This window comes from Nostoc sp. DedQUE04, from assembly GCF_034530995.1.
Taxonomy (GTDB): domain Bacteria; phylum Cyanobacteriota; class Cyanobacteriia; order Cyanobacteriales; family Nostocaceae; genus Nostoc.
In genome coordinates this window covers 142,494-162,913 of record NZ_JAVRCA010000015.1, presented here as the reverse complement: position 1 = coordinate 162,913, position 20,420 = coordinate 142,494, and the positions used below count along the sequence as shown (strand labels likewise).

Sequence of the window (20,420 nt, the reverse complement as noted above, 5' to 3'; positions counted from 1 at the left end):
AAGTTTCTCAAACCCAGTCCCCGTGAGCATTTGCCATTTGCGGATGAGTCTATTGAGTCTTCACTGTTGCGCTCAGGTGCTCCTTGCTCTCGGAGATAGGTATCGATCGCAGTTTGAGCTTTACCAATTTCTTTTGAACTACAGGAACGACCGTTTTGAACTAGCTCCCCTTGAGGGCTAAAAAGGACAGTGCAACCGCTTCCTCGTGTCATCCCCGTCACACTTAAATTACCGTTGTCTACAGTGTCAATTATCGCTTGAGCATTCACAGAACTCGCGACTGTAAGTGTAAGTAAACCCAGCGCGATCGGCGTTAAAGCCCGCAATGTTTTCATTGTTATGTTGATTGTTGTTTTGAATAGATATGAATTAATGGGATTACTTTATCACCAAGAGGTTGAATGGTAAAGTCAGTAAATCTAAAAGTTTTGCCAAGCCAAAAAGAATAGCTTATAATACCGTTTTTGGATAATTAAGTTATCAAACAGAATTCAGTTGGGTATTCTGTACAACTGGCGGATAGCGTAGCGTTAGCGAGTACTCGATCGTCTGAATAATCAGCGTTTTTGCACCCCCACCAAATTGAAAATTTGGTGGTCAACAAGAGAGTCGCAAGTCCCAATCTCCGACTGAAAGATTGCTGAATTCTGAATTCTGATTTCTGGATTTTTCTTCAATAGCTTTACTTACAAAACGAGTTCTTGACAAAAAAATAAAAGACCATATTTTGACATCCAATTTTTAAATTTAAAATAAGCAAAGTCCCTCTCCCAAGCTCTACGGTGTATACACAAGTCTGAAATAGCTGAGAAATCAAGGTTTTACCCCACCCTAACCCTCCCCTTATAAAGGGGAGGGAACAAGATTCCTGTTTCCCCCCTTTATAAGGGGGGATTAAGGGGGGTAATTTGACTTGTGTATACACGGTAGCTCCCAAGCTTGGGAGAGGGATTTAGGGTGAGGGCTAATATTACTCCTTATTTATCGACTTTACTTCTTCTGGTAGTAAAGTAGTTTCATCTTTAGGACGTTCGCTATCTACGGATTTGGCTATAGTTCTATAGGGTTTGATAATTAGACTGACACCAATCGTCCAACCTAATGCAACCATCCAACCTGCAAGAATGTCACTAGGAAAATGAACCCCTAAATAGAGACGACACCACGCAATTGCGATGATGTATAAGCTGCCGAATATGAGAATCAACCAGCGCCAAGAGGTAGCCCAAGTTAAAAATAACAAAATTGCTACCAATGTTACACTCGTCATCGCATGAGCGCTGGGAAATGCAAAAGTAGACTCAGGTGCAATGGACTGCCACAATTGTGGACGCACTCGATGCATTAATTGTTTTGCTGTGCGGTTGATGATGACGCTTCCTGCTGAGGCGGTGAGTAAATAAGCTAGCGATCGCCAGCGTTTTTGAAGTATTAACATCAGTGCGATCGCCCCCAAAATCACCATTGCCGTCCAAGGCAACCCAATTGTCGCTAGGATGACAGCTAAAACGTCTAACTGTGGGTTTGCTGTAGAATGAACCGCTAACAGAATCGGCGCATCCCACGGAAAGCCTGCTTGATTCTTCCATATATTCACTGTCAGGATTTCAAAAATCTGCAAAGGTAAATAGACTCCAATCAAAAGGAGTAAGAGCGATCGCCAACGAGCAATCAACAGGTTTTTCAGAAAATCAAGCGGCGACTGACTCTCTTTATTGATTTGTTTCTCTTTTTTCATATCTAAGTTAAAAAGGCGATCGACGACTTCATTGATTACAAATTACTGGAAACTTGAGAAGTTCCACAATGTTTACAGTACGACAAATGCTTATAAGTAAGATTATGGCAGTTATGGCATTCAATGTACTGATAATAACCGCAGTGTGGACAGTAAGTATCAAGATGTCGAATTTTCTTGGCACAATTGACACATCGTGATTTTTGAACTCTGCTAGCTGCTTGGACTTTAGCGTTAAAGACAAATTTTTGAAAAAATTGGATGATTCCAAAACCAATAACTGGAATTAGCAAGATATAAACATAATTTATCAGGAAAAGTAAACCGCCAAAAATGGCGCTAATTACATCAAATAAAAATTTGAATATTGCACCTATTTGGAGAAATTCAAATATTTTAATGATTAATGGGATAAAAAATATAACTAGCAAATGCCAGCTAATTAGCGAGACGAGTCCATATCCTCTTCTTTGGGCAAATTTCTGAACTGATAAGGCAATGAGAATCAGTGGTAAAAGAAAGAGGGACTGAAAACCAAGTTGGATACTTGGATACCAAAATGATGCCTGATGATAGCCTTTCTCGACTTCTTGAAATAGATTGTCATTTTTAAGAAAGGCTATAAAACTAATGCTTTCTGGTTGAGCGAGTAGTTCGTTTTTAAGAGTAGAAGTTTCTTGTTGAAGAGTAGAAATTTGGCGATTATTTTCTTCTAATGTCTGTTTAGCTTTTTCAGCACTGACTTGATTAATTGATTGTTCGCGATTCTGTCCGGCAATTTTTTCTAAAAGCGTTGAGTCATACTGAGATTTAATAGTGCGATTGGCTTGTTCCAGTCTACTAATTTTTGCTTGTTTTTCCTCGATAGTTTTGATAATTTGCTGCTTTTCAGAATTCTTAATCTTATCTTTGTAATCGGCATATTGCAAACACGTTTGAGAAACCTTACCTAGATGTCCTGCTTCGGCTTGTTGATAGTTTCCCCGAAAACTAAATTGATTGTTCGTGTAAGATGGCAATGAAAGTCTAACAATTTCATAGTCTTTATCTTTAGTGGTTTTTGCTCGGTAATTTTGCCACTCTGAATAACATGGATAAGCCTCAGTTGGACTGATATGCCATCTGCTAATATCATCGAGTCCGGTAAAAACATTAATTAAGATAAAAATATCAACTATAATAATGACAATCAAACTGACTTTATTCAGTGGTTCGTTGTTGATTGTTCTGGAATTACTAAAAAATTGACTCAAAATTCGGCGAATTCTGGCAAACATATTGTCTTTTAAAGAAATGTAAATTTAATCCGAATCAATTTTATGCGATCGTTAGTAAATAGCTAGACAAAAATACATCTAGCGATTTGAAGATTTGTTAACTGCTGGGGAAAAACAAAATTCCCGACAACTTTTGCGAAGTCGGGAATCGGTGTTTTTCAATTCTCACAAATCAGGCTGCGGTCAAAAATATCATAACTTTCACTGAAGTTTACACAATTGATGACTGTGTACTCCAACTCAATACCGTTCGGTTAAGAATATTCGTCGCGACTGTTTTAACGTGAGTTCGATGAACCTCTCCCGGACAACCTCCCTCTCCCACAGGGAAAGGGAGGAGCAACGAGAAATTAGAGTTTTGGCTCCCCTCTCCGTGTCGGAGCTTCTGTGTACACACATCTTGGTAATGAAGCGCAAACCTCGGATTTACCCCCCTTAATCCCCCCTTGCAAAGGGGGGAGATTAAAGATCCGGTTCCCTCCCCTTTGCAAGGGGAGGGTTAGGGTGGGGTAAAAGTGACGCAAAAACCCAGATGAGTAAGCTATTTCAGACTTGTGTGTACACTGTAGCCCGATGCCTTGGGGGAAATATCCGGTTCCCGGTTCTCCCCCAAGGCATCGGGGAGTTAGAGGGGGTGAGAAGGACTTGTGTATACACGGTAGCTGTGTCGGAGAGGGGTTGTCGAACTCGCGTTGTTTTAAAAGTCAAGCGTAGGCGTAGCCCACATCTGTGTACTCAATCGCAATGCGACAAAGTTTAAAGTACCTCAACACGACTTTGGAGTACCTCAAAACGACTTTGGAGTACCTCAAAACGACTTTGAAGTACCTTAAAACGACTTTGAAGTACCTCAAAACGACTTTGGAGTACCTCAAAACGACTTTGGAGTACCTCAAAACGACTTTGGAGTACCTCGAAACGACTTTGAAGTACCTCGAAACGACTTTGAAGTACCTCAAAACGACTTTGAAGTACCTCAAAACGACTTTGTAGTACCTGTTGCTTATATAGCAATATGGTTCAGTTAAGGAAGACAAGGGTTTAGGGGGAGTTGCAAAAAAATTGTAGATTGGGTGGAGGCTTTGCCAAAGCCAACATTCTGATATATGTTGGGTTGCGCTTTGCTCCACCCAACCTACGTCTAATGCACTATTTTTTTGCTTGACACGCCACTACACATTTCTATTTTTGAGGCAAAACCTATGCAGTATTGCAACCCTACTCAACCCTATTTAGCAGCGAAGTAGGCTTCTAATGCCTCAGAACCACCAATTAATTTACCATCGATAAATACTTGGGGAACTGTTGTTGCACCCGCAACTGCTTTTAGCGATCGCGTGGTGATATCCTTGCCCAAGGTAATTTCTTCGTAATTGATGCCATGTTCCTTGAGCATTGCCTTAGCACGGGCACAGTAAGGACAACCCACTTTCGCAAACAGGGAAACTACTTCGGGCTTAACTGCTTGGGGATTGATGTATCTGAGCATTGTCTCAGCATCGGACACCTTAAAGGGATCTCCTGGCTCCTCTGGTTCAATAAACATCTGGTTAATTACACCATCTCTCACCAGCATAGAATAACGCCACGATCGCTTCCCAAACCCCAGGTCTGATTTATCTACTAATAAACCCATACCTTCAGTAAATTCCCCATTTCCATCAGGAATTAGTGTGATATTTTCTACTTCTTGATCCTTTGCCCATTCGTTCATCACAAAGGCATCATTAACAGAAATACAGATAATGTCATCGACACCATTCTGTTTGAAAATTGGAGCTAATTCGTTGTAGCCAGGGAGATGAGTAGATGAACAAGTCGGAGTATAAGCACCTGGTAAAGAGAAGACAACTACTGTCTTATTAGCAAATAGCTGATCGGTTGTCACATCCACCCACTGGTCGTTCTTGCGAGTATGAAAAGTGACATTGGGTACTCTTTGTCCTCGATGATTGGGTAACATAATTTTGCTTGCCTTTAGTAATCAATTCCAGTCATAACCTATCATGGGAGAACTGGTACAATGTAACTATCAATCGTCTAAGAAACTTCATTAATGAAGGTCGCGATCGCTGCTACAAATTCAGTGGTTGATTCATAGGGTAAAACATTACGTCCGTTTATTTTTATACCTCTATTTTTAGGGAAACAAGCAAGATAATGAGCCAAGCGTTCATCTGGCGTTTCTTTTTTATTGTCTTGGCTAATACTCGATGCAGTTTCGCCCATAACTATTAATGTTGGTTGATGAATAGAGGCCATAAAACTAGTATAATCATCTCGCCAAAACCCTGCTAAAAAAGAAAACACTGCATGGCGGCTTGCACGATTTTCTGCACCTGCAAGCAATGTATTTAACCACTCTGCATCCACCGCATTTTCAGAAGCAAAGAGTTGGCGAATCGAGAAAGAACGTAAAAATTTTGGAGTGCGTGCATAGCGATAAAAAGCACTGCCAAAAGGCGAATCTAATACATTCCAAAGAAATTTTTCCTGCCATTTTGGTGGTTTATTTGTCATCAAAGCCCACGTTGGCGGCCCAGAAAGTACCAATCCGGCAATTAAATTTGATTTCTTTTGGACTAATTGAATAGCAACTGGCAATAAAGCGCCTTGCACTACAACAATAACAGGTTTTTGGACTACTGTTTGTAAAAAAAACTGCAACTGTTCTGCCCAATCACTAGGAGTGTAAGCTATACGGGGCATATCACTTTCACCACATCCTAGTAAATCAGGGTTATAAATTGAATTACGCTGACCTGTACTATACCACTCGCGACAAAATCGTTGCCAAAATCGCCGCGACAATCCCACGCCAATCGGATGAATTAATAGTAAAGGAATGCCCTCAGATGTTGTATTAATTGGTTGATGTACTTCGTAGGCACAACGATAATTCTGCCAACTATAAAACTGGCTAGGAGATGCTGTCAAATTAGTTGTGTTAGCTACAGCAGATGGTTGCATAATTCCTAGTTTTTAATACTTGCTAAAAAATCATCTGTGGATGAATCAACTCGTATCCAGCTTCTTTGAGTTTTTCATTCGATACCCAAGCATTATATGGGCGAGTACTCTTGATAGATGTATCCCATTCTACTTTGGGTAAATTATGTTTTTCAAATAAGCTATCTAGCAAGTCTCGACTGGTGAGATGTGCATCATCTACCAGATTGTAAATTCCTTGCAAACGACGGTGACGGGCAAATTCTATCGCACTAACAATATCATCTAGATGAACCCAATTTGTGATATCCTCACCATTGCCCGGACGGGTTGTACCAGAATAGCTACCAAATATTTTCAACAGTTCTCTACCAGTTCCATAGATTCCTCCTAAGCGGAATATACAAACACGGAGATTTTCGCTAGATGCCGATAGCAACACCTCTTCTGTTTTGCAGAGGATTTGGGCATTTAAATTAGCGGGTGCAAGCGGTGTTTCTTCATCTACCCATACACCATTCCTGTCACCATATACGGCATAACTACCTGTGTATATTAACTGTTTTACACTCTTAATCTGCTGTAAGCACGAAACTAAAGTTTGGGCAGTTTGTAGATAAGTTTTTTCATAAACTTCCCTATTTTTTGCCCCAACACTTAAAAGTACAACATCTTGATTGTGCAAAACTGATTTTAGACCATCTATGTCATTACCACTGGTAACTACAACTCTTTGAGATACTGATTGTAGGGCGGGGACACGCTCAGGAGAAGTTGTGGTTACACTAACAGCAAAATTCATATCTTGCTGCCAATATTGAGCAACTTTATAACCAACATAACCACAACCAATGATTGCAACGTTCATGACAAATTAGACACAAATAAATTAAACTACTCATTGAGCCGATTTTCTCAATTAACTGTCTGGAAGTAAATAATTTTAACAGTCCAGAGCTAACAGTCAATAGTACAAAAATTTTGATTTAGTGACAAATGACAAATGACAAATGACTATTTCGCTAATTCTTTCTCAATTATGGCAATTATTTCTGGTGAATTTGGCTGGACACTACTATTAAATCGAGCTACCACTTCACCTTGCTTATTAACTAAAAATTTTTCAAAGTTCCAAGCAACAGCTCCCGTTGGCTCAACAGCTTTAGTAAGTCGCTCATAAAGTGGATGCTGCTGTGAACCTTTGGCATGAACTTTATCAAATAGTTCAAAGGTAACACCATATTTACTCGTGCAGAATTGCACAATTTCTTCATTGCTTCCTGGTTCTTGCGCACCAAAATCGTTACAAGGAAACCCTAAAATACGTAAACCTGCTTCTCCATACTTTTGGTTCAACTTTTCTAACCCCTCGTATTGAGAAGTATAACCGCAGAAGGAAGCCACATTTACAATTAAGAGTACCTTATCGATGTAGTCGTTTAATTGCTTATCTTCACCGTTGATGGTCTGGACTGCAATATCCGAAATTGTGTTATTCATCTGAAATCTGATTGATAGGGAATATTGCCAAGTTTCCCATATTACAGGTACTGTAAACTCGGTTTCTTTAAGGAAATTAGGTTTGTTAGACTTGTTGTAACAATTTTATGTGAGTCGTGTAGTTGCAAAACCCTGTATCTTGGATAAATAGCTCGGTAAAGCTACTGCTTCAGCATAAATACGTTAAATTTACGTTGCTTTTAATACTAAGTTTTGAGTGCAGCGATGAATCGATCTAGGTTGAAAGTCACAAAGAATTGACTCTTTGTATCAAAAGTTAACAACATCCTGAATTCTCCAATTTATGATTTTGGAAAATAGGTAGCTAGAAAGAATATAGTTACTTTTTTGTTGCATCATGAATTATATTTCATCACAAAAACTAAAAAACTGTATCATAAAATACAGTTTTTTAGTTTTGATAGTGAATAGAGCTAAAAATCACATTGTTAGCTTAAAAGAGCCATTTTAGGCTAGTTCTTTCTACCTGATTTTTTATTGACATTATTCAAGACAATTTTGGGCGCTTTCTCAGTCAACTTTTTTCAAACATTAAAGATTAAGTGAAGAAGACTTGACTCTTTCCGAAAATAGATCGTAAATTTCTTACGAAGAACTATAAAAAATATTTACAGATGTGCCAATAATTTTTTAAACTCCTACTAAGGTTATTTGAGTTTATGGTTTTTCAAAAATTTGTCTAAAGGAAAAACATCAAAACCCATTGGATCTAATTTCGGACAGAATTTTTTTCTGCTTAACCTGCTTTTTACCTTTTTTAAGAATGGTTTGGAGGATGATGCTCAAATTCATGTACAAACAAAAATCGAAAACAAAAAATAGGCATTTGTCTGCAAAAAGTTACGTTATAAACTCACAATCTAACTCTAAAGTCAAGCTATTTAATTTGATTAAGCGACTTTCTCCCAGTTGGCAAGCTTGTTTACCTATCGCTTGTCTGATTGTGTTGGGTTGGGGTTATGCCGCAGTTGCCCAAACTCCAGCCGCAGCGCCAACGACAGCAGAACTCAAAATTGCTATTGACACATTGTGGGTAGCGATCGCTGCTTTTTTAGTATTCTTCATGAACGCTGGTTTTTGTATGTTAGAAACTGGCTTCTGTCGCCAGAAAAATGCTGTCAATGTTCTTTCCAAAAACTTGATTGTATTTGCTCTGTCTACCGTTGCCTTTTGGTCAATCGGTTTTGCCTTAATGTTCGGTGATGGCAATGACTTCATTGGATTGAATGGGTTTTTCTTAAAAGGAGTAGATAACAGTCCCGCCACAGCAGACGCTTATAAAGGTGTCTTCAGTGCCATTAATTGGGCTGGTGTACCTTTAGCAGCCAAGTTTTTATTCCAGCTAGTATTTGCTGGAACAGCAGCAACAATCGTTTCTGGTGCAGTCGCCGAACGGATTAAGTTTGTTAACTTCCTAATTTTTAGCCTCTTACTTGTAGGTATTGCCTATCCCATTACCGGACATTGGATTTGGGGTGGTGGTTGGCTAGCAGATAGAGGCTTTTGGGATTTTGCTGGTTCTACGGTGGTTCACTCTGTAGGTGGCTGGACAGCTTTGATGGGAGCAGCATTTCTTGGCCCCCGTTTTGGAAAATATCAAAACAAGCAAGTTGTAGCAATGCCCGGTCACAACATGAGTATTGCTACTTTGGGCTGTTTGATTTTGTGGTTGGGCTGGTTTGGTTTCAACCCCGGTTCTGTCATGGCTGCCGATCCTGGTGCGATCGCTCATATTGCTCTAACCACTAACATGGCTGCTGCTGGCGGTGGAATTGCCGCCACCATCACAGCTTGGTTGTACTTAGGTAAACCAGACCTCTCAATGATTATCAATGGTATTTTGGCTGGTTTGGTTGGGATTACAGCATCTTGTGCTTACGTAGGTGTCGCTAGTTCTTTAGTAATTGGCTTCATTGCTGGGGTACTGGTAGTTTTCTCTGTAACATTCTTTGACAAACTTGGCATTGATGACCCAGTGGGAGCTACCTCAGTTCACTTAGTTTGTGGTATCTGGGGAACTCTAGCAGTTGGTCTATGGTCTGTTGGCCCTGGTGTTTTTACTTGGTATACACGTGGGCCAGAAAAAGGTTTATTTTCCGGTGGTGGCTTTGGACAGTTTGGCGTTCAGTTGCTAGGCGTTGCCTCAGTAGGTGGCTTTACTGTTTTACTCAGTAGTATTTTTTGGTTGGCACTAAAAGCTACTTTAGGTATTAGAGTATCTAAAGAAGAGGAATTAGAAGGTTTGGATATTGGCGAACACGGTATGGAAGCCTATAGTGGATTTCTTAAAGAAGGTGATGCAACGGTATTTTCTGATGAACAAAGTTCAATTGGGAAATATTAGGGAAAATATTTCTTTAGCTCACCCTCTGGCATATTCTTAATTTGAGCTACCAATACACCATTAGTTGATTGAACTGATTTTGCAAAATTCTCTACCCAAGCGAGGGAAAGTAGGGAGTATAAAACCTCCTGCCCTCTGCCTCCTGCTTGATTGTTGAGTTTCGACTAAGCTCAACTGCCGCGTAGTCGAAACACTGCCTCCTGTCCTCTGCCTGCTTCAATAATTTAGCGATCGCATTTTACCTTGTAAAAATTTTATGCTTAAAGGCTTAAGAGTTAGTCTGCTGCTATTGGCAGTTATGGGAAATTTGGCATGGTCATTTAGTGCCAAAGCAAATTTTAACGGCAAACTCACCGTGGAAATTGATGGCTTGAAGAATGAACAAGGACAAGTATGTGCCAGTATATTTGCTAGCAGTGAAGGATTTCCTAGCGATGGCGATCGCGGCTTACAAAAGCAGTGTACCAAGATTACTGAAAATCCTTTACCACTTACCTTTAATAACTTGAAAGCAGGTAGTTACGCCGTTGCTGTCTTCCACGATCAAAATAATGACCGCACTCTCAATACCAATCTTTTTGGTATACCAAGGGAAGGTTTTGGATTTTCCAGCAACCCAGAAATTCGCACAAGAGCGCCTAAATTTAACGAAGCAGCATTTTTAGTGGTAGGGCCAGATACTAGTATCCACATCCAGTTGAAATATTTTTAAGCTGACAGCAGATTCAGCTTGGTACACTGCCAATACTTCTTGGGTTTTGGGAAAAAGGAGAAGAAAAAATCTTTAATATCATGTCCGCTTGATTGCTTATTAAACCCGAAGAACCCCACCCCGCCAAAGCTACGCCTTGTCTCCCCTCCCCGCAAGCGGGGAGGGGTTGGGGGTGGGGTGTAATGACTGTGGTTAGCATAACTAATTATGCGGACATGATATAACCCAAACCCAGTAAACTTTTCCAAAATCCAATTCTTAATTAAAAATGCACAAAGGCAGAAGTATTGGGTACACTACCAATCTCTATTGTTGTGAATCATTATCAGAATCTTCCTGTAGACTCTGTTGCTTTGGCAAGTCACGTATTTGTATTCGATTCATCTGAGTCAAAGCATATCGTGCTGTTGCTTGCACATCGGCATCTGGGTCTTCTAGCGCATGGTGCAACATCTGAGTCATTTGACCCATCATGTCATAAACGCGCGTCAGGTCACGGATCGCATTTTGCCGCACTTGTGGACTTTCATCTTGAATTGAAATTGCTAAAGCACGGTTCATTGGTTTGAGTGTGCGGATGCCAATTTCTGACAAAGCTGCCAAAATTAAGCTGCTTTCTTGAGAATCAGCATCAATTATCAGGTCAACCAGATGTTGAATTGCCCGCGAATCTCCCTGCTGACCCAAATTCCAAATAGCCTTGCGCCGCTTCGTTGGGTCAGAACTACGCAAATCTTGAATTAATTCCTCAACGATATTGAGTTTAGCAAGACGGGAAGTTTTTTCTGGTAACAGTAATTCTGTGGAAAATGTTGGTGGTGGAGGAGGTGTTTGTAGAATAGTGACAGTCTCCAGTAAAGGTGGTGTAATCGGTTCTTTGTTAGCTTCACTCAAGCTTTTAGGCTCTGATATTTCGGACTTTTGCACTTGCTTGGCCTTTTGAAACGACCTCAGCAGATAAAAAAGTGCGCCACTACATCCTAAAACTCCAATGGCCAATAGTAACCACCAGACAAAACCTCTCTCAGGTGCTTTAGGATTTGCCGAAGTCGGAGCAATAGAGGTAACTATTGAAGAGGTAACTTTTGGAGAGGTAACTATTGGAGAGGTGAAAAACTGCTTTTTCGCTGCCAAAGCTGCTTGCAGTTTCTCCTGAGTCGCCGGGCCAGCAATCCCATCTAATTTTAAACCCTTTAGTTTCTGGAATTTAGCTACAGCGATTTCTGTACTGGCGTTATACTGTCCATCTACCACGCCCCTGTAGTACCCCAACTGCTTTAATTGGGTTTGTAGTCTCTGCACATCTGATTTTCGACTACCATATTTCAAAACAGCCGGACTAGCAGTAACTGTCGAACTAGCTTGTGCAAGTTCTAAAATTTCAGGCGCTAGGTTAGGTGTAGCTGCACTTGAGCGATTTGGGTAAAAACCCACGCAAGAAAAACAGGTAAATATCAGAATTGAGGAACGGCATAGCCTCATATTGCAAGTTCCAGCCTGAACGTGCTTTTTAAATCTTCGATACCACAATAGCTTCTAGACGACCAAATGTTAACTGTCATTTTTAATTGGGAATTGGGAATTGGGAAAAAAGAGTCAGAAGGCAGTGTTTCGACTACGCGGCAGTTGAGCGTAGTCGAAACTCAACAACCAGGCAGAAGTTCTTTAATTTTAAATTTTAAATTTTGTTAGCGCAGCGTTAGCGAGTCTGCGTTCGCGCAGCGTCTCGTAGAGAGCGTCATTTTTAATTGATTTCTCCCTCATCCCTTACTTAATTACTAATTAAGAATTATTTTAACAAGTTAGGGTAAAATTTCTGGTTCCGATTCTCTAACTGCTAGGCTGATGGGGTTCAATTTGTTAGCAGATGCTTCTAAAACTGGTTGCTGTATATTAGCTATCTCGCCGACAGTAACTTTGTCGTTTTGTCCTCCTAAAGTATCACGTTGGTTGATGAGATAGATGCTGATTAAAGTGAGAAATACTCCTACCCACTGCAACGGACTGAGGACTTCTGAGAGGAAAAGATTGCCGAATAGTAGCGCAAAGACGGGTGTTAGGAAGGTGAGAGAACTAAGACTCGTGAGACTGCCACTAGAAGCAAAGTAGAAGAATAACCCATAAGCGATCGCGCTGCCAAATACGGTAGCATAACCTAAGGCCATGAAATCAGATCCTCCCAGATTCTCCCACTGCTGGGATTCAACAACTGATGAAATTCCCCATAGTGGCAATCCGCCCAAAATCATGTGCCATCCTGTAGCGCTTACAGGGTCAGCATGTCGGCACACAAATCGAATCAACACTGTTCCCACTGCCATTGATAGTGCTGCTAACAGCATTAACCACTCGCCACTAGCAAATAAATCTTGCCAGTTGCCGATTGTCATATTTGCGCCTGAGTCGAGAAAATGTAAAATCCACTCATCAGGTAAGCCAATTAAAGTAATGCCTGTGACTCCCAAGCCTAGCCCCAGCCATCCCCAAAAACCAATCTGTTCTTGGAATAGCCACAACGACAGCAAGGCAACAGCCAAGGGTTGCGAGTCAATCATCACAGACCCCAACCCTGCACTAGTTCTGACTAATCCCTCTGCCAAAAAACCTTGAAACAGCGTCCCATCTACTAGGGCAAATAAGGCAATCCACAGCCATGCAGCCCAACCCTTCGGCTGGGGTTTACCCATGAATGCTGCTGCAATCAGAATTAACATCCCTGCTGGTATCAGACGCACACCTGCCATGAATAGCGGTGTGGTATGGGGTATCACTCCTTTCATGGCTACCATTGCCGTCCCCCATAGGAAAAAGGGGGCGATTAACAAGAGGGGGGCGAAGGGAAGTCGAGATGCACTGAGTTTCAGTTGCATGGGTTTGCTGATGCCTTTGTTTAACAAGCGCAAAAATTGCTTTACCCAATTTTACCGAATTATGTAGTTTTGCGATCGCCTTTGCTGGGTGTTTTGCACCATCGCGTAGCGTTTTGGAGACGGTAAAACTCTCCAGCCTGAGCCTACGCAAGGCGGAAGTCAAAAGTCAAAAGAATTATATTCTGAGCTTTTTGCGCTGTTTGAAATGGTGAACCAGCGCTGCGGGAGGGTTTCCCTCCGCAGGCGACTGGTGTTAGCGTAGCGTTAGCGACGCAGGAGCGTCACCCGAAGGGTATGTTTATTTACGCCATGCTGTAGTAGTGCGATCGCTTGTACCAGAAATACGCTGTAAATCGTTTTTTAGCTTAATTGACTGCGAAACTTACTAACACTAATAGTTAATAAAACAACAGCAAAAGCGACTAAAGCCAAAACATTCATCCACAGTACATCTAAGCCAACACCTTTGAGCAAAATACCTCGAACGATCGCAATGTAATGGCGCAGGGGATTAAGTAGGGATAAAAGTTGAAACAAAGGTGGCATGGCTTCAATGGGTGCGATCGCTCCAGAAGTTTGTACCATTGGTAAATTAATAAAGAAAGCTGTCAAAACTACCTGTTGTTGCGAACTATTCACAGTAGCTAACAAAATACCCAAGCTAATCCCGACAAATACATACATACTTGATAGAGCCAAAAATAGCAGAAAACTACCTCGAAATGGTACATGAAATATTACTGTTGCTAAAGTGATAGCTAATAAAACATCTCCCATTAATAAAAATGCTAAAGGGACGATTTTTGATAGTAATATTTGCCAGTTAGCAGCCGGAGTCATTAATAATTGTTCTAAAGTTCCGGTATCTTTTTCCCGAACAACTGTAATTGCTGATACTAATGTGCCAATTAATGTTAAAACTAAACCCATAACTCCTGGGACAAAAAACCAACTACTTGTCAGTCCGGGATTGTAAAGGAATACAACTTCAGGTGAAACTGGAGGACTTGCTTGACCTTGGGCTAATTGCAGATTATATTGCTGGATGATTTGATTCATATAATTTCCGGCAATTCCGGCTGTATTCGCATTTACTGCATCAATAAATACTTGAATTTCTGCTGATTTTTGTGCCAGTTGACGCGGAAAATCAGGAGGAATTATTACCCCAACATCTAGTTTTCCTTCTTCTACCTGACGGCTCAATGCTTTTTCACTACTTGGTACAGATTCTAAGGTAAAAATTCGATTTGATGTCATGGCTGAAACTAATTCTCGACTAGCGCTGACGTTGGCATAGTCAATGATACCTAATCGTAAGTTATGAACGTCGGGATTGAGGATAAAACCATACAACAATAATTGGACTGTTGGCGGGACAACTAATAAAACAATTAATTGCTTATTGCGGAGAATTTGATTAATCTCTTTCCCCACTAATGCCCAAAATGAACTATCAAATAATCGCTGAATAAGTTTCATAAAGTTACTTTTTATCAAACCATAGAGAAGACAGAGAGATTAATTTGGTAATTGCATTCGGCTTAAAACTCGGCGTGATACGTTGAAAAATACTAATCCCAAAGCTGCAAGCATGAGCAAATCAAACCAAACTCCGCCAAATCCCGTACCACGCACGAAGGCATCACGAGTGATATCGATGTAATAACGCGCCGGAATTATGTTAGGTAGTAGTGATAAAGGGAAAGGAATATTGTTGAGGGGATAAATAAAACCTGAGAGTAATAATGATGTGATAAAACCTACGAGAGAAACGCCTTGTACAGCAGCATTTTGGTTACTACTACGGACTCCTAAAAGTAATCCAAAAAAAACGCTATCTGTCAGAAATAATAAAGTGCCAACTACTAATGTTATGGGGTTGCTAACTATACCGACTTGGAAAATAATTGAGCCTAATACCATAACTACTAATGTTTCAAGGATGGCAATTAATAGATATGCTAATCCTTTACCAAGTAAAAGTTCAGTGCCACTAATACTAGAAGCGTAGACTTGTAAAATTGTCCCTTTTTCCTTTTCCCGTACCATTGCGATCGCAGAGAGCAATGAAGGAAAAATCCACAGTATAACTCCGTAAGTTCCTGGCACAATATACAGCGATTCTAATCTCCCAGGATTAAACCATAGACGCGTTCGTGCTGTAATGCTATTAGTAGCAGGTAGCTGTCCATGCTCTTGCATAAAAAAGTTTGTCACTCTTTGAATGTTATTTCTAATTACACGAGCATTATTAACATCAGTGGCATCGATCAATACTTGCACATTTGTACTTCTATCTGCTTGAATATCACGGCTAAATTCCGGCGGAATAATTACTGCGACTTTAGCAATTCCTTTATCTATAGCATCGCGTGTAGGATTGCCACCAGACCATTGTTTTGGCACAAATTGATTGGTGGCATACAATCTTTCAATATAGCTATTACTTAGGTTTGTGCGGTTAAAATCTTGCACAATTAAAGGAATATCTTTACTCTCTAATCTAATAGCAAATCCAAAAACTATTAAGGTAATGAATGGCAATAAAAATGCTAGTGCCAACGTCAGGCGATCGCGGCGAAATTGAGCTATTTCTTTTACACATTGAGCAAGAATTCGTTTCATATAGTTTCATATATATTAAATATTACTTTGGCTAAAATCATAGTGTTTTTAAACGCCAAGAAGTTTGAAGTATAATTTTATTACAGAGTTTTTCTATTTTGGCGATCGCTGTACTATACCAATAAAGGCATCTTCTAATGAAAAAGGAATCGGACGTAAAGAATTGATGGTAATTTGATTAGCTTTTAAAAGTTGAGTGAGTTGATTTATTTCCTGTTCGGGACAATCGAGAACAACGTGTAAACTATCAGCGAAAATCGAGACGCGCCAAGACTCAAAGTGTTGTTTTAGTATTTGAGAAGCTACTTGGTTTTGATTAACAATAATTTCTATTAGTTGTCCCGGTTGCGATGCTTTGACAGAACTGGGTGAACCTTCGGCGACGGTTTCTCCTGCAACCATAAAACTCATCCGGTTGCACTGTTCAGCTTCTTCTAGATAGTGCGTTGTCACTAATATGGCTGTACCGTTGCGGGCGAAGTCATTAATCAGCTTCCAAAACTGGCGACGCGCCAACGGATCTACTCCCGATGTTGGTTCGTCTAAAAATAAAATATCTGGTTCGTGCATCACGCAAGCACCGAAAGCAACTCGCTGTTTCCAACCACCTGGTAGCTGTCCTGTAATCATATTTGCTTGTCCTTCTAAGCCACAGGTAGCAATTACCCAATCAATTTTTTCCCGTCGAAGTTTGCGAGGCACGCCGTAAACTCCGCTATAAAATTCAAGATTTTGCAAAATAGTTAAATCGTCGTAAAGAGTGAATTTTTGACTCATGTAACCAATGCGTCGCCGTAAGTCTGCACTACGCAGATTTCCTGTCTCACCACCCAAAGAAATTTCACCGCCGCTTGCTTCTAGTAATCCACACAGCATCTTAATGGTGGTAGTTTTGCCAGCACCATTAGCACCTAACAACCCAAAGATTTCCCCATAACGAACTTCGACGTTGACATCTTTAACGGCTTGGAACTTGCCAAAAACCCGGCTGAGATTGCGAGCATATATCGCTAGCGCTGAGTCCTGAGTCCTGAGTTCTGAGTCCTGAGTATTAAATACTCCCTCTGCCCCTCTGCCCCTCTGCCCCTCTGCCCCTCTGCCCCTCTGCTCCCCTTGTCCCCTCTTCCGATAACGGGGAAACGGAAAAAATTGCGGCGCGGAACCTTGTTGTCGCAGGCGCGTCACAAAGACATTTTCTAATGTGGGTTCGCCATGTTCGATACTGGGAGAAGGTAAGTGATGTTGTTGCAGTAGTTCGCGGACTTGGGTTTCGCCAGAATTTATATTTTCAACGAGGACATCCAAGCGATCGCCAAAAGTTTGCACATCTACTATATTTGTCTGAGTAGCCTGGGAGAGTATTTCTTCTGTAGCTTCCAGGTTGGCTGTTCGCACTTCTAAGCGATGCAAGCCTAAGTTAGCCCGTAACTCTTTGGGTGTACCAATTTCATGAATTTGCCCACTGTACATCAAAGCCACGCGGTGACAGCGTTCAGCTTCATCTAAATATGGTGTTGCAACTACAATTGTCATCCCCTCGGCTGATAATTCCCCCAGCACATCCCAAAACTCCCGCCGGGAAACTGGATCGACACCCGTGGTAGGTTCATCTAGTAACAATACTTCTGGTTGCGAAACCAAAGCACAACACAGCGCCAGTTTTTGTTTCATTCCACCAGAAAGTTGTCCCACTAAGCGATCGCCAAATCGCTCTAAATTCATTAATTTTAAATATTTATTGCGGCGTTCCCTTAATAAATCATCTGCTACTTGCCGCAACCCTGCTGCATAATGCAAGTTTTCATCAATACTCAAATCCAAATACAGCGAAAACTGTTGAGTAAGATAACCTGTAATTAATCGGGCATCTCGTGCAGGTTGATTAAATATTTGCACCTCCCCCGCCGTTGCTTCCATCACACCGCCCAAAATGTGAAATGTACTAGTTTTCCCCGCACCATCAGGGCCAATTAATCCAAACATTTCACCTTTGTAGACACTCAAATCAATTCCTCGCACAGCAGCTAAGTTTCCATAGTGCTTGTGCAAACCGCGAACTTCAATTGCTGTAGTTGGCAGATTAGATGATGAGGGTAAGTTTCGAGAGAAAGTAGTAATTTGCTGTTTCATTCCCTTCTACCTCCTGCCACCGCTCGTGGACTCGCTACCACTGCGCTATCCTGCCCCCCCTGCTCCCCTGCTCCCCTGCTCCCTGCCCCCTGCTCCCCGTCCCCTGCCTTCAAACTAATTTCGGCATCTGCTGGCATCCCCATTTTGGCGCAGGGTAAATCTGATTCCCTATAAGGTTTTTCGGGGTTAAAGCAACTATCAGGGTTTTGAACTTTGATCCGAATTCCTACTACTTGCCTGACTCGATCTTTTTGAAAGTAAATATTTTCTGGTGTAAATGAAGCTTGCGGATCGATGGCAATTACTTTACCCTCTAATGGTTTCTTTGGTGCAGAATCAATGAAAATTTTTGTTGTTTGTCCTAAACGCACTCTGCCAATATCGCCTTCGGGAATAAAACCTCTAAAATACACTGTTTTCGGGTCAACAATTGTCAAAATATTAGTCTGACTGCTAACTATTGCACCTGGTTCGACATTACGGGCTGTCACTACTCCATCTAAAGGACTAACTACATTTAAATCTTTTTTGGAGTCTGCAATCTGGGTGAGGATTTGCTGATTTGATGCTTGGGCATCTTTCACTTTGGCACGGGCAGAGTTGACTTTTGCCTGTGCAGATTTAAGTTCAGCATAACTTTGCTGCTGCTTTCTGATTAATGCTGTTAACTGGGCGTTGCGAATATCAGGATTGAAACCTGTAGTTTTAACTTGAGTTAACGCTCCTGATGTCGCTTGTAATTGCTGGCGTTCGGCATTAACTGCTGCAACTCGTGCTTCTAGGGTTGCGATCGCAGTATCTAAAGTAGTTTGGGCTTGATCGAATTGTTGTTGATTTACCGCCCCTTCTTTTACCAGTTGGGCATAGCGATCGCGGTTGATTTTTGCTAAATTAACTTCTGCTGCTGCCTGTTTAACTTGCGCTTGTGCTTGCACTAATGTGGCTCTGGCTGCTGCGACATTTGCTTGGGCCTGCTCAATTCTTCCTTGGGTATCCCCTTGAGACTGCCGTAAATTCAGTTTGGCTTCGTTAATTTGGCTGTTAATTTCTTGAATTTCTCTGGTGACTCGCTCTACATCTGAAACTGCTTGCTGTTCATCATATCTCGCAGATGTCACTCTTGCTTGACTACCAAGTAGTTGTTGTTGCAGCAATCGATCGTCTGTGTCGTCTAATTTAATTAACTCTTGCCCCTTTTTAACTGCTGCCCCTTCCCGCACGGCAATTGTCTCAATTCTTCCAGAACGCTTGATCGCGATCTCGGTTTCATAACCCTCAATCCGTCCGCTAACTTGCAGTACATTTGCTGATACTTGCGGTTGAGAGCGCCACACCGCGTAGCCAATGCCACCAGCCACCAGCAGCACCCCAATCGTTAAAAGGATCGGTTTCTTGCGGTTTTGCTGCTTCGATACTGCATCTTTGAAATTTTCCGGGGATGTTGGGATAGTCTGAGTCATGGTATCACCCTGGATTGTGAAAAATATTTTGTAAATTGAAAATTCTGAATTCTGTGTCATATACTAGACTGTCTAGTATGATAAGACAAGACATAAGTCAAAAAGTTTACTTTTCATGTTTATAAACCCTACTTTTCAACTAGAAAATACTTTACCTGCGATCGCTCCCAAGCAGGAGCAAATCTTGCAAGGAGCTATACAGGTATTTTTGAAGGAGGGTTACGCTAGAACAAGTATGGATCGTGTTAGTGCGGCGGCTAGAGTATCTAAGCAAACAATATACAGTCACTTTCAAGATAAAGAAGGGCTGTTTAAAGCGTTGATAGAACGGTTGACCCTCGCTTGTTTTCAAAGTATTTTTTGCACAGAAAATTTACATGGCGAACCAGCGATTTTTTTGCGTCAAATTGCTAAAATTTATTTAACCGAAGTCGCTGATAATCCCGATTATTTGGCATTATTGCGTTTGATGATCGCCGAGTCACAAAACTTTCCAGAACTAGCTAAACTTTATACTCAAACCGTTGTGCTACGCGGTCGGCAAATGCTGAGTCAGTATTTCGGATCTCATCCAGAATTAGGAATCACCGACCCAGAAGCAATGGCTCAGATTTTTTTTGGTTCTTTGGTATCGTACGTGATTTTACAAGAAATGTTGTATGGAAAAGAACTTACATCTTTATCACGCGATCGCTTGCTAGATAGCTTAATCAATGCAGTCATGAGCCAGTCCCTAAATATGGTTACTCAGGGATAATGGGTGTATTTGTTTGAGATTATCAAGTGGAATC

General features: G+C 41.1%; 17 protein-coding genes. 3 read left to right on the top strand and 14 right to left on the bottom strand.

Going from position 1 to position 20,420, the window contains the following annotated elements; translation table 11 throughout:
* The 8 genes from RM049_RS13625 to RM049_RS13590 all read right to left on the bottom strand — a co-directional run.
* On the bottom strand, window positions 1-335 hold a 335-nt coding region (locus RM049_RS13625; RefSeq protein WP_322704525.1), incomplete at its 3' end, for a hypothetical protein.
* A 635-nt stretch (window positions 336-970) separates the two neighbouring features.
* Window positions 971-1,738: a phosphatase PAP2 family protein gene (locus RM049_RS13620; RefSeq protein WP_322704524.1), complete on the bottom strand. Its 768-nt coding sequence runs from the start codon at window positions 1,736-1,738 to the stop codon at window positions 971-973.
* A 35-nt stretch (window positions 1,739-1,773) separates the two neighbouring features.
* Window positions 1,774-3,015, bottom strand: coding sequence for a hypothetical protein (locus RM049_RS13615; protein ID WP_322699696.1), 1,242 nt, complete (start codon window positions 3,013-3,015; stop codon window positions 1,774-1,776).
* A gap of 756 nt (window positions 3,016-3,771) precedes the next feature.
* Entirely contained in the window at window positions 3,772-4,029 is a 258-nt protein-coding gene (locus RM049_RS13610; protein ID WP_322704523.1) for a hypothetical protein, read from the bottom strand.
* Between the two features lie 214 nt (window positions 4,030-4,243).
* Entirely contained in the window at window positions 4,244-4,978 is a 735-nt protein-coding gene (locus RM049_RS13605) for a glutathione peroxidase (RefSeq protein ID WP_322673906.1), read from the bottom strand.
* 77 nt (window positions 4,979-5,055) lie between these two features.
* Window positions 5,056-5,985 carry an alpha/beta hydrolase gene (locus RM049_RS13600; protein ID WP_322704522.1) on the bottom strand — a complete coding sequence of 310 codons (930 nt, stop codon included), beginning with the start codon at window positions 5,983-5,985 and terminating at the stop codon, window positions 5,056-5,058.
* A 22-nt stretch (window positions 5,986-6,007) separates the two neighbouring features.
* On the bottom strand, window positions 6,008-6,832 hold the full coding sequence (locus RM049_RS13595; protein ID WP_322673908.1) for an SDR family oxidoreductase: 825 nt from the start codon (window positions 6,830-6,832) through the stop codon (window positions 6,008-6,010).
* Window positions 6,833-6,978: 146 nt separating this feature from the next.
* On the bottom strand, window positions 6,979-7,464 hold the full coding sequence (locus RM049_RS13590; protein ID WP_322704521.1) for a glutathione peroxidase: 486 nt from the start codon (window positions 7,462-7,464) through the stop codon (window positions 6,979-6,981).
* Window positions 7,465-8,275: 811 nt separating this feature from the next.
* On the opposite strand from RM049_RS13590, the gene RM049_RS13585 reads away from it, so the two are divergent.
* Both RM049_RS13585 and RM049_RS13580 read left to right on the top strand, forming a co-directional pair.
* Window positions 8,276-9,829: an ammonium transporter gene (locus tag RM049_RS13585; RefSeq protein ID WP_322704520.1), complete on the top strand. Its 1,554-nt coding sequence runs from the start codon at window positions 8,276-8,278 to the stop codon at window positions 9,827-9,829.
* A gap of 256 nt (window positions 9,830-10,085) precedes the next feature.
* Window positions 10,086-10,541 carry a DUF2141 domain-containing protein gene (locus RM049_RS13580; protein WP_322704519.1) on the top strand — a complete coding sequence of 152 codons (456 nt, stop codon included), beginning with the start codon at window positions 10,086-10,088 and terminating at the stop codon, window positions 10,539-10,541.
* Between the two features lie 306 nt (window positions 10,542-10,847).
* Here RM049_RS13580 and RM049_RS13575 read toward each other — a convergent pair whose 3' ends face one another.
* From RM049_RS13575 to RM049_RS13550, 6 genes are all read right to left on the bottom strand, one after another.
* Window positions 10,848-12,023 (bottom strand): peptidoglycan-binding protein, encoded by a 1,176-nt coding sequence (locus RM049_RS13575; protein WP_322704518.1) that lies wholly within the window; start codon window positions 12,021-12,023, stop codon window positions 10,848-10,850.
* A 320-nt stretch (window positions 12,024-12,343) separates the two neighbouring features.
* Window positions 12,344-13,411: a DMT family transporter gene (locus tag RM049_RS13570; RefSeq protein WP_322673913.1), complete on the bottom strand. Its 1,068-nt coding sequence runs from the start codon at window positions 13,409-13,411 to the stop codon at window positions 12,344-12,346.
* 360 nt (window positions 13,412-13,771) lie between these two features.
* A complete protein-coding gene (locus RM049_RS13565) occupies window positions 13,772-14,893 on the bottom strand; it encodes an ABC transporter permease (protein WP_322704517.1) in 1,122 nt (373 codons plus the stop codon).
* Window positions 14,894-14,932: 39 nt separating this feature from the next.
* Window positions 14,933-16,039, bottom strand: coding sequence for an ABC transporter permease (locus tag RM049_RS13560; protein ID WP_322704516.1), 1,107 nt, complete (start codon window positions 16,037-16,039; stop codon window positions 14,933-14,935).
* 93 nt (window positions 16,040-16,132) lie between these two features.
* Entirely contained in the window at window positions 16,133-18,169 is a 2,037-nt protein-coding gene (locus RM049_RS13555) for an ATP-binding cassette domain-containing protein (RefSeq protein WP_322704515.1), read from the bottom strand.
* A complete protein-coding gene (locus RM049_RS13550; RefSeq protein ID WP_322704514.1) occupies window positions 18,166-19,629 on the bottom strand; it encodes an HlyD family secretion protein in 1,464 nt (487 codons plus the stop codon). The genes RM049_RS13555 and RM049_RS13550 overlap by 4 nt, the downstream gene beginning before the upstream one ends.
* Before the next feature lie 115 nt (window positions 19,630-19,744).
* On the opposite strand from RM049_RS13550, the gene RM049_RS13545 reads away from it, so the two are divergent.
* Entirely contained in the window at window positions 19,745-20,386 is a 642-nt protein-coding gene (locus RM049_RS13545) for a TetR/AcrR family transcriptional regulator (RefSeq protein WP_322704513.1), read from the top strand.
* The last annotated feature ends 34 nt before the right edge of the window (window positions 20,387-20,420 follow it).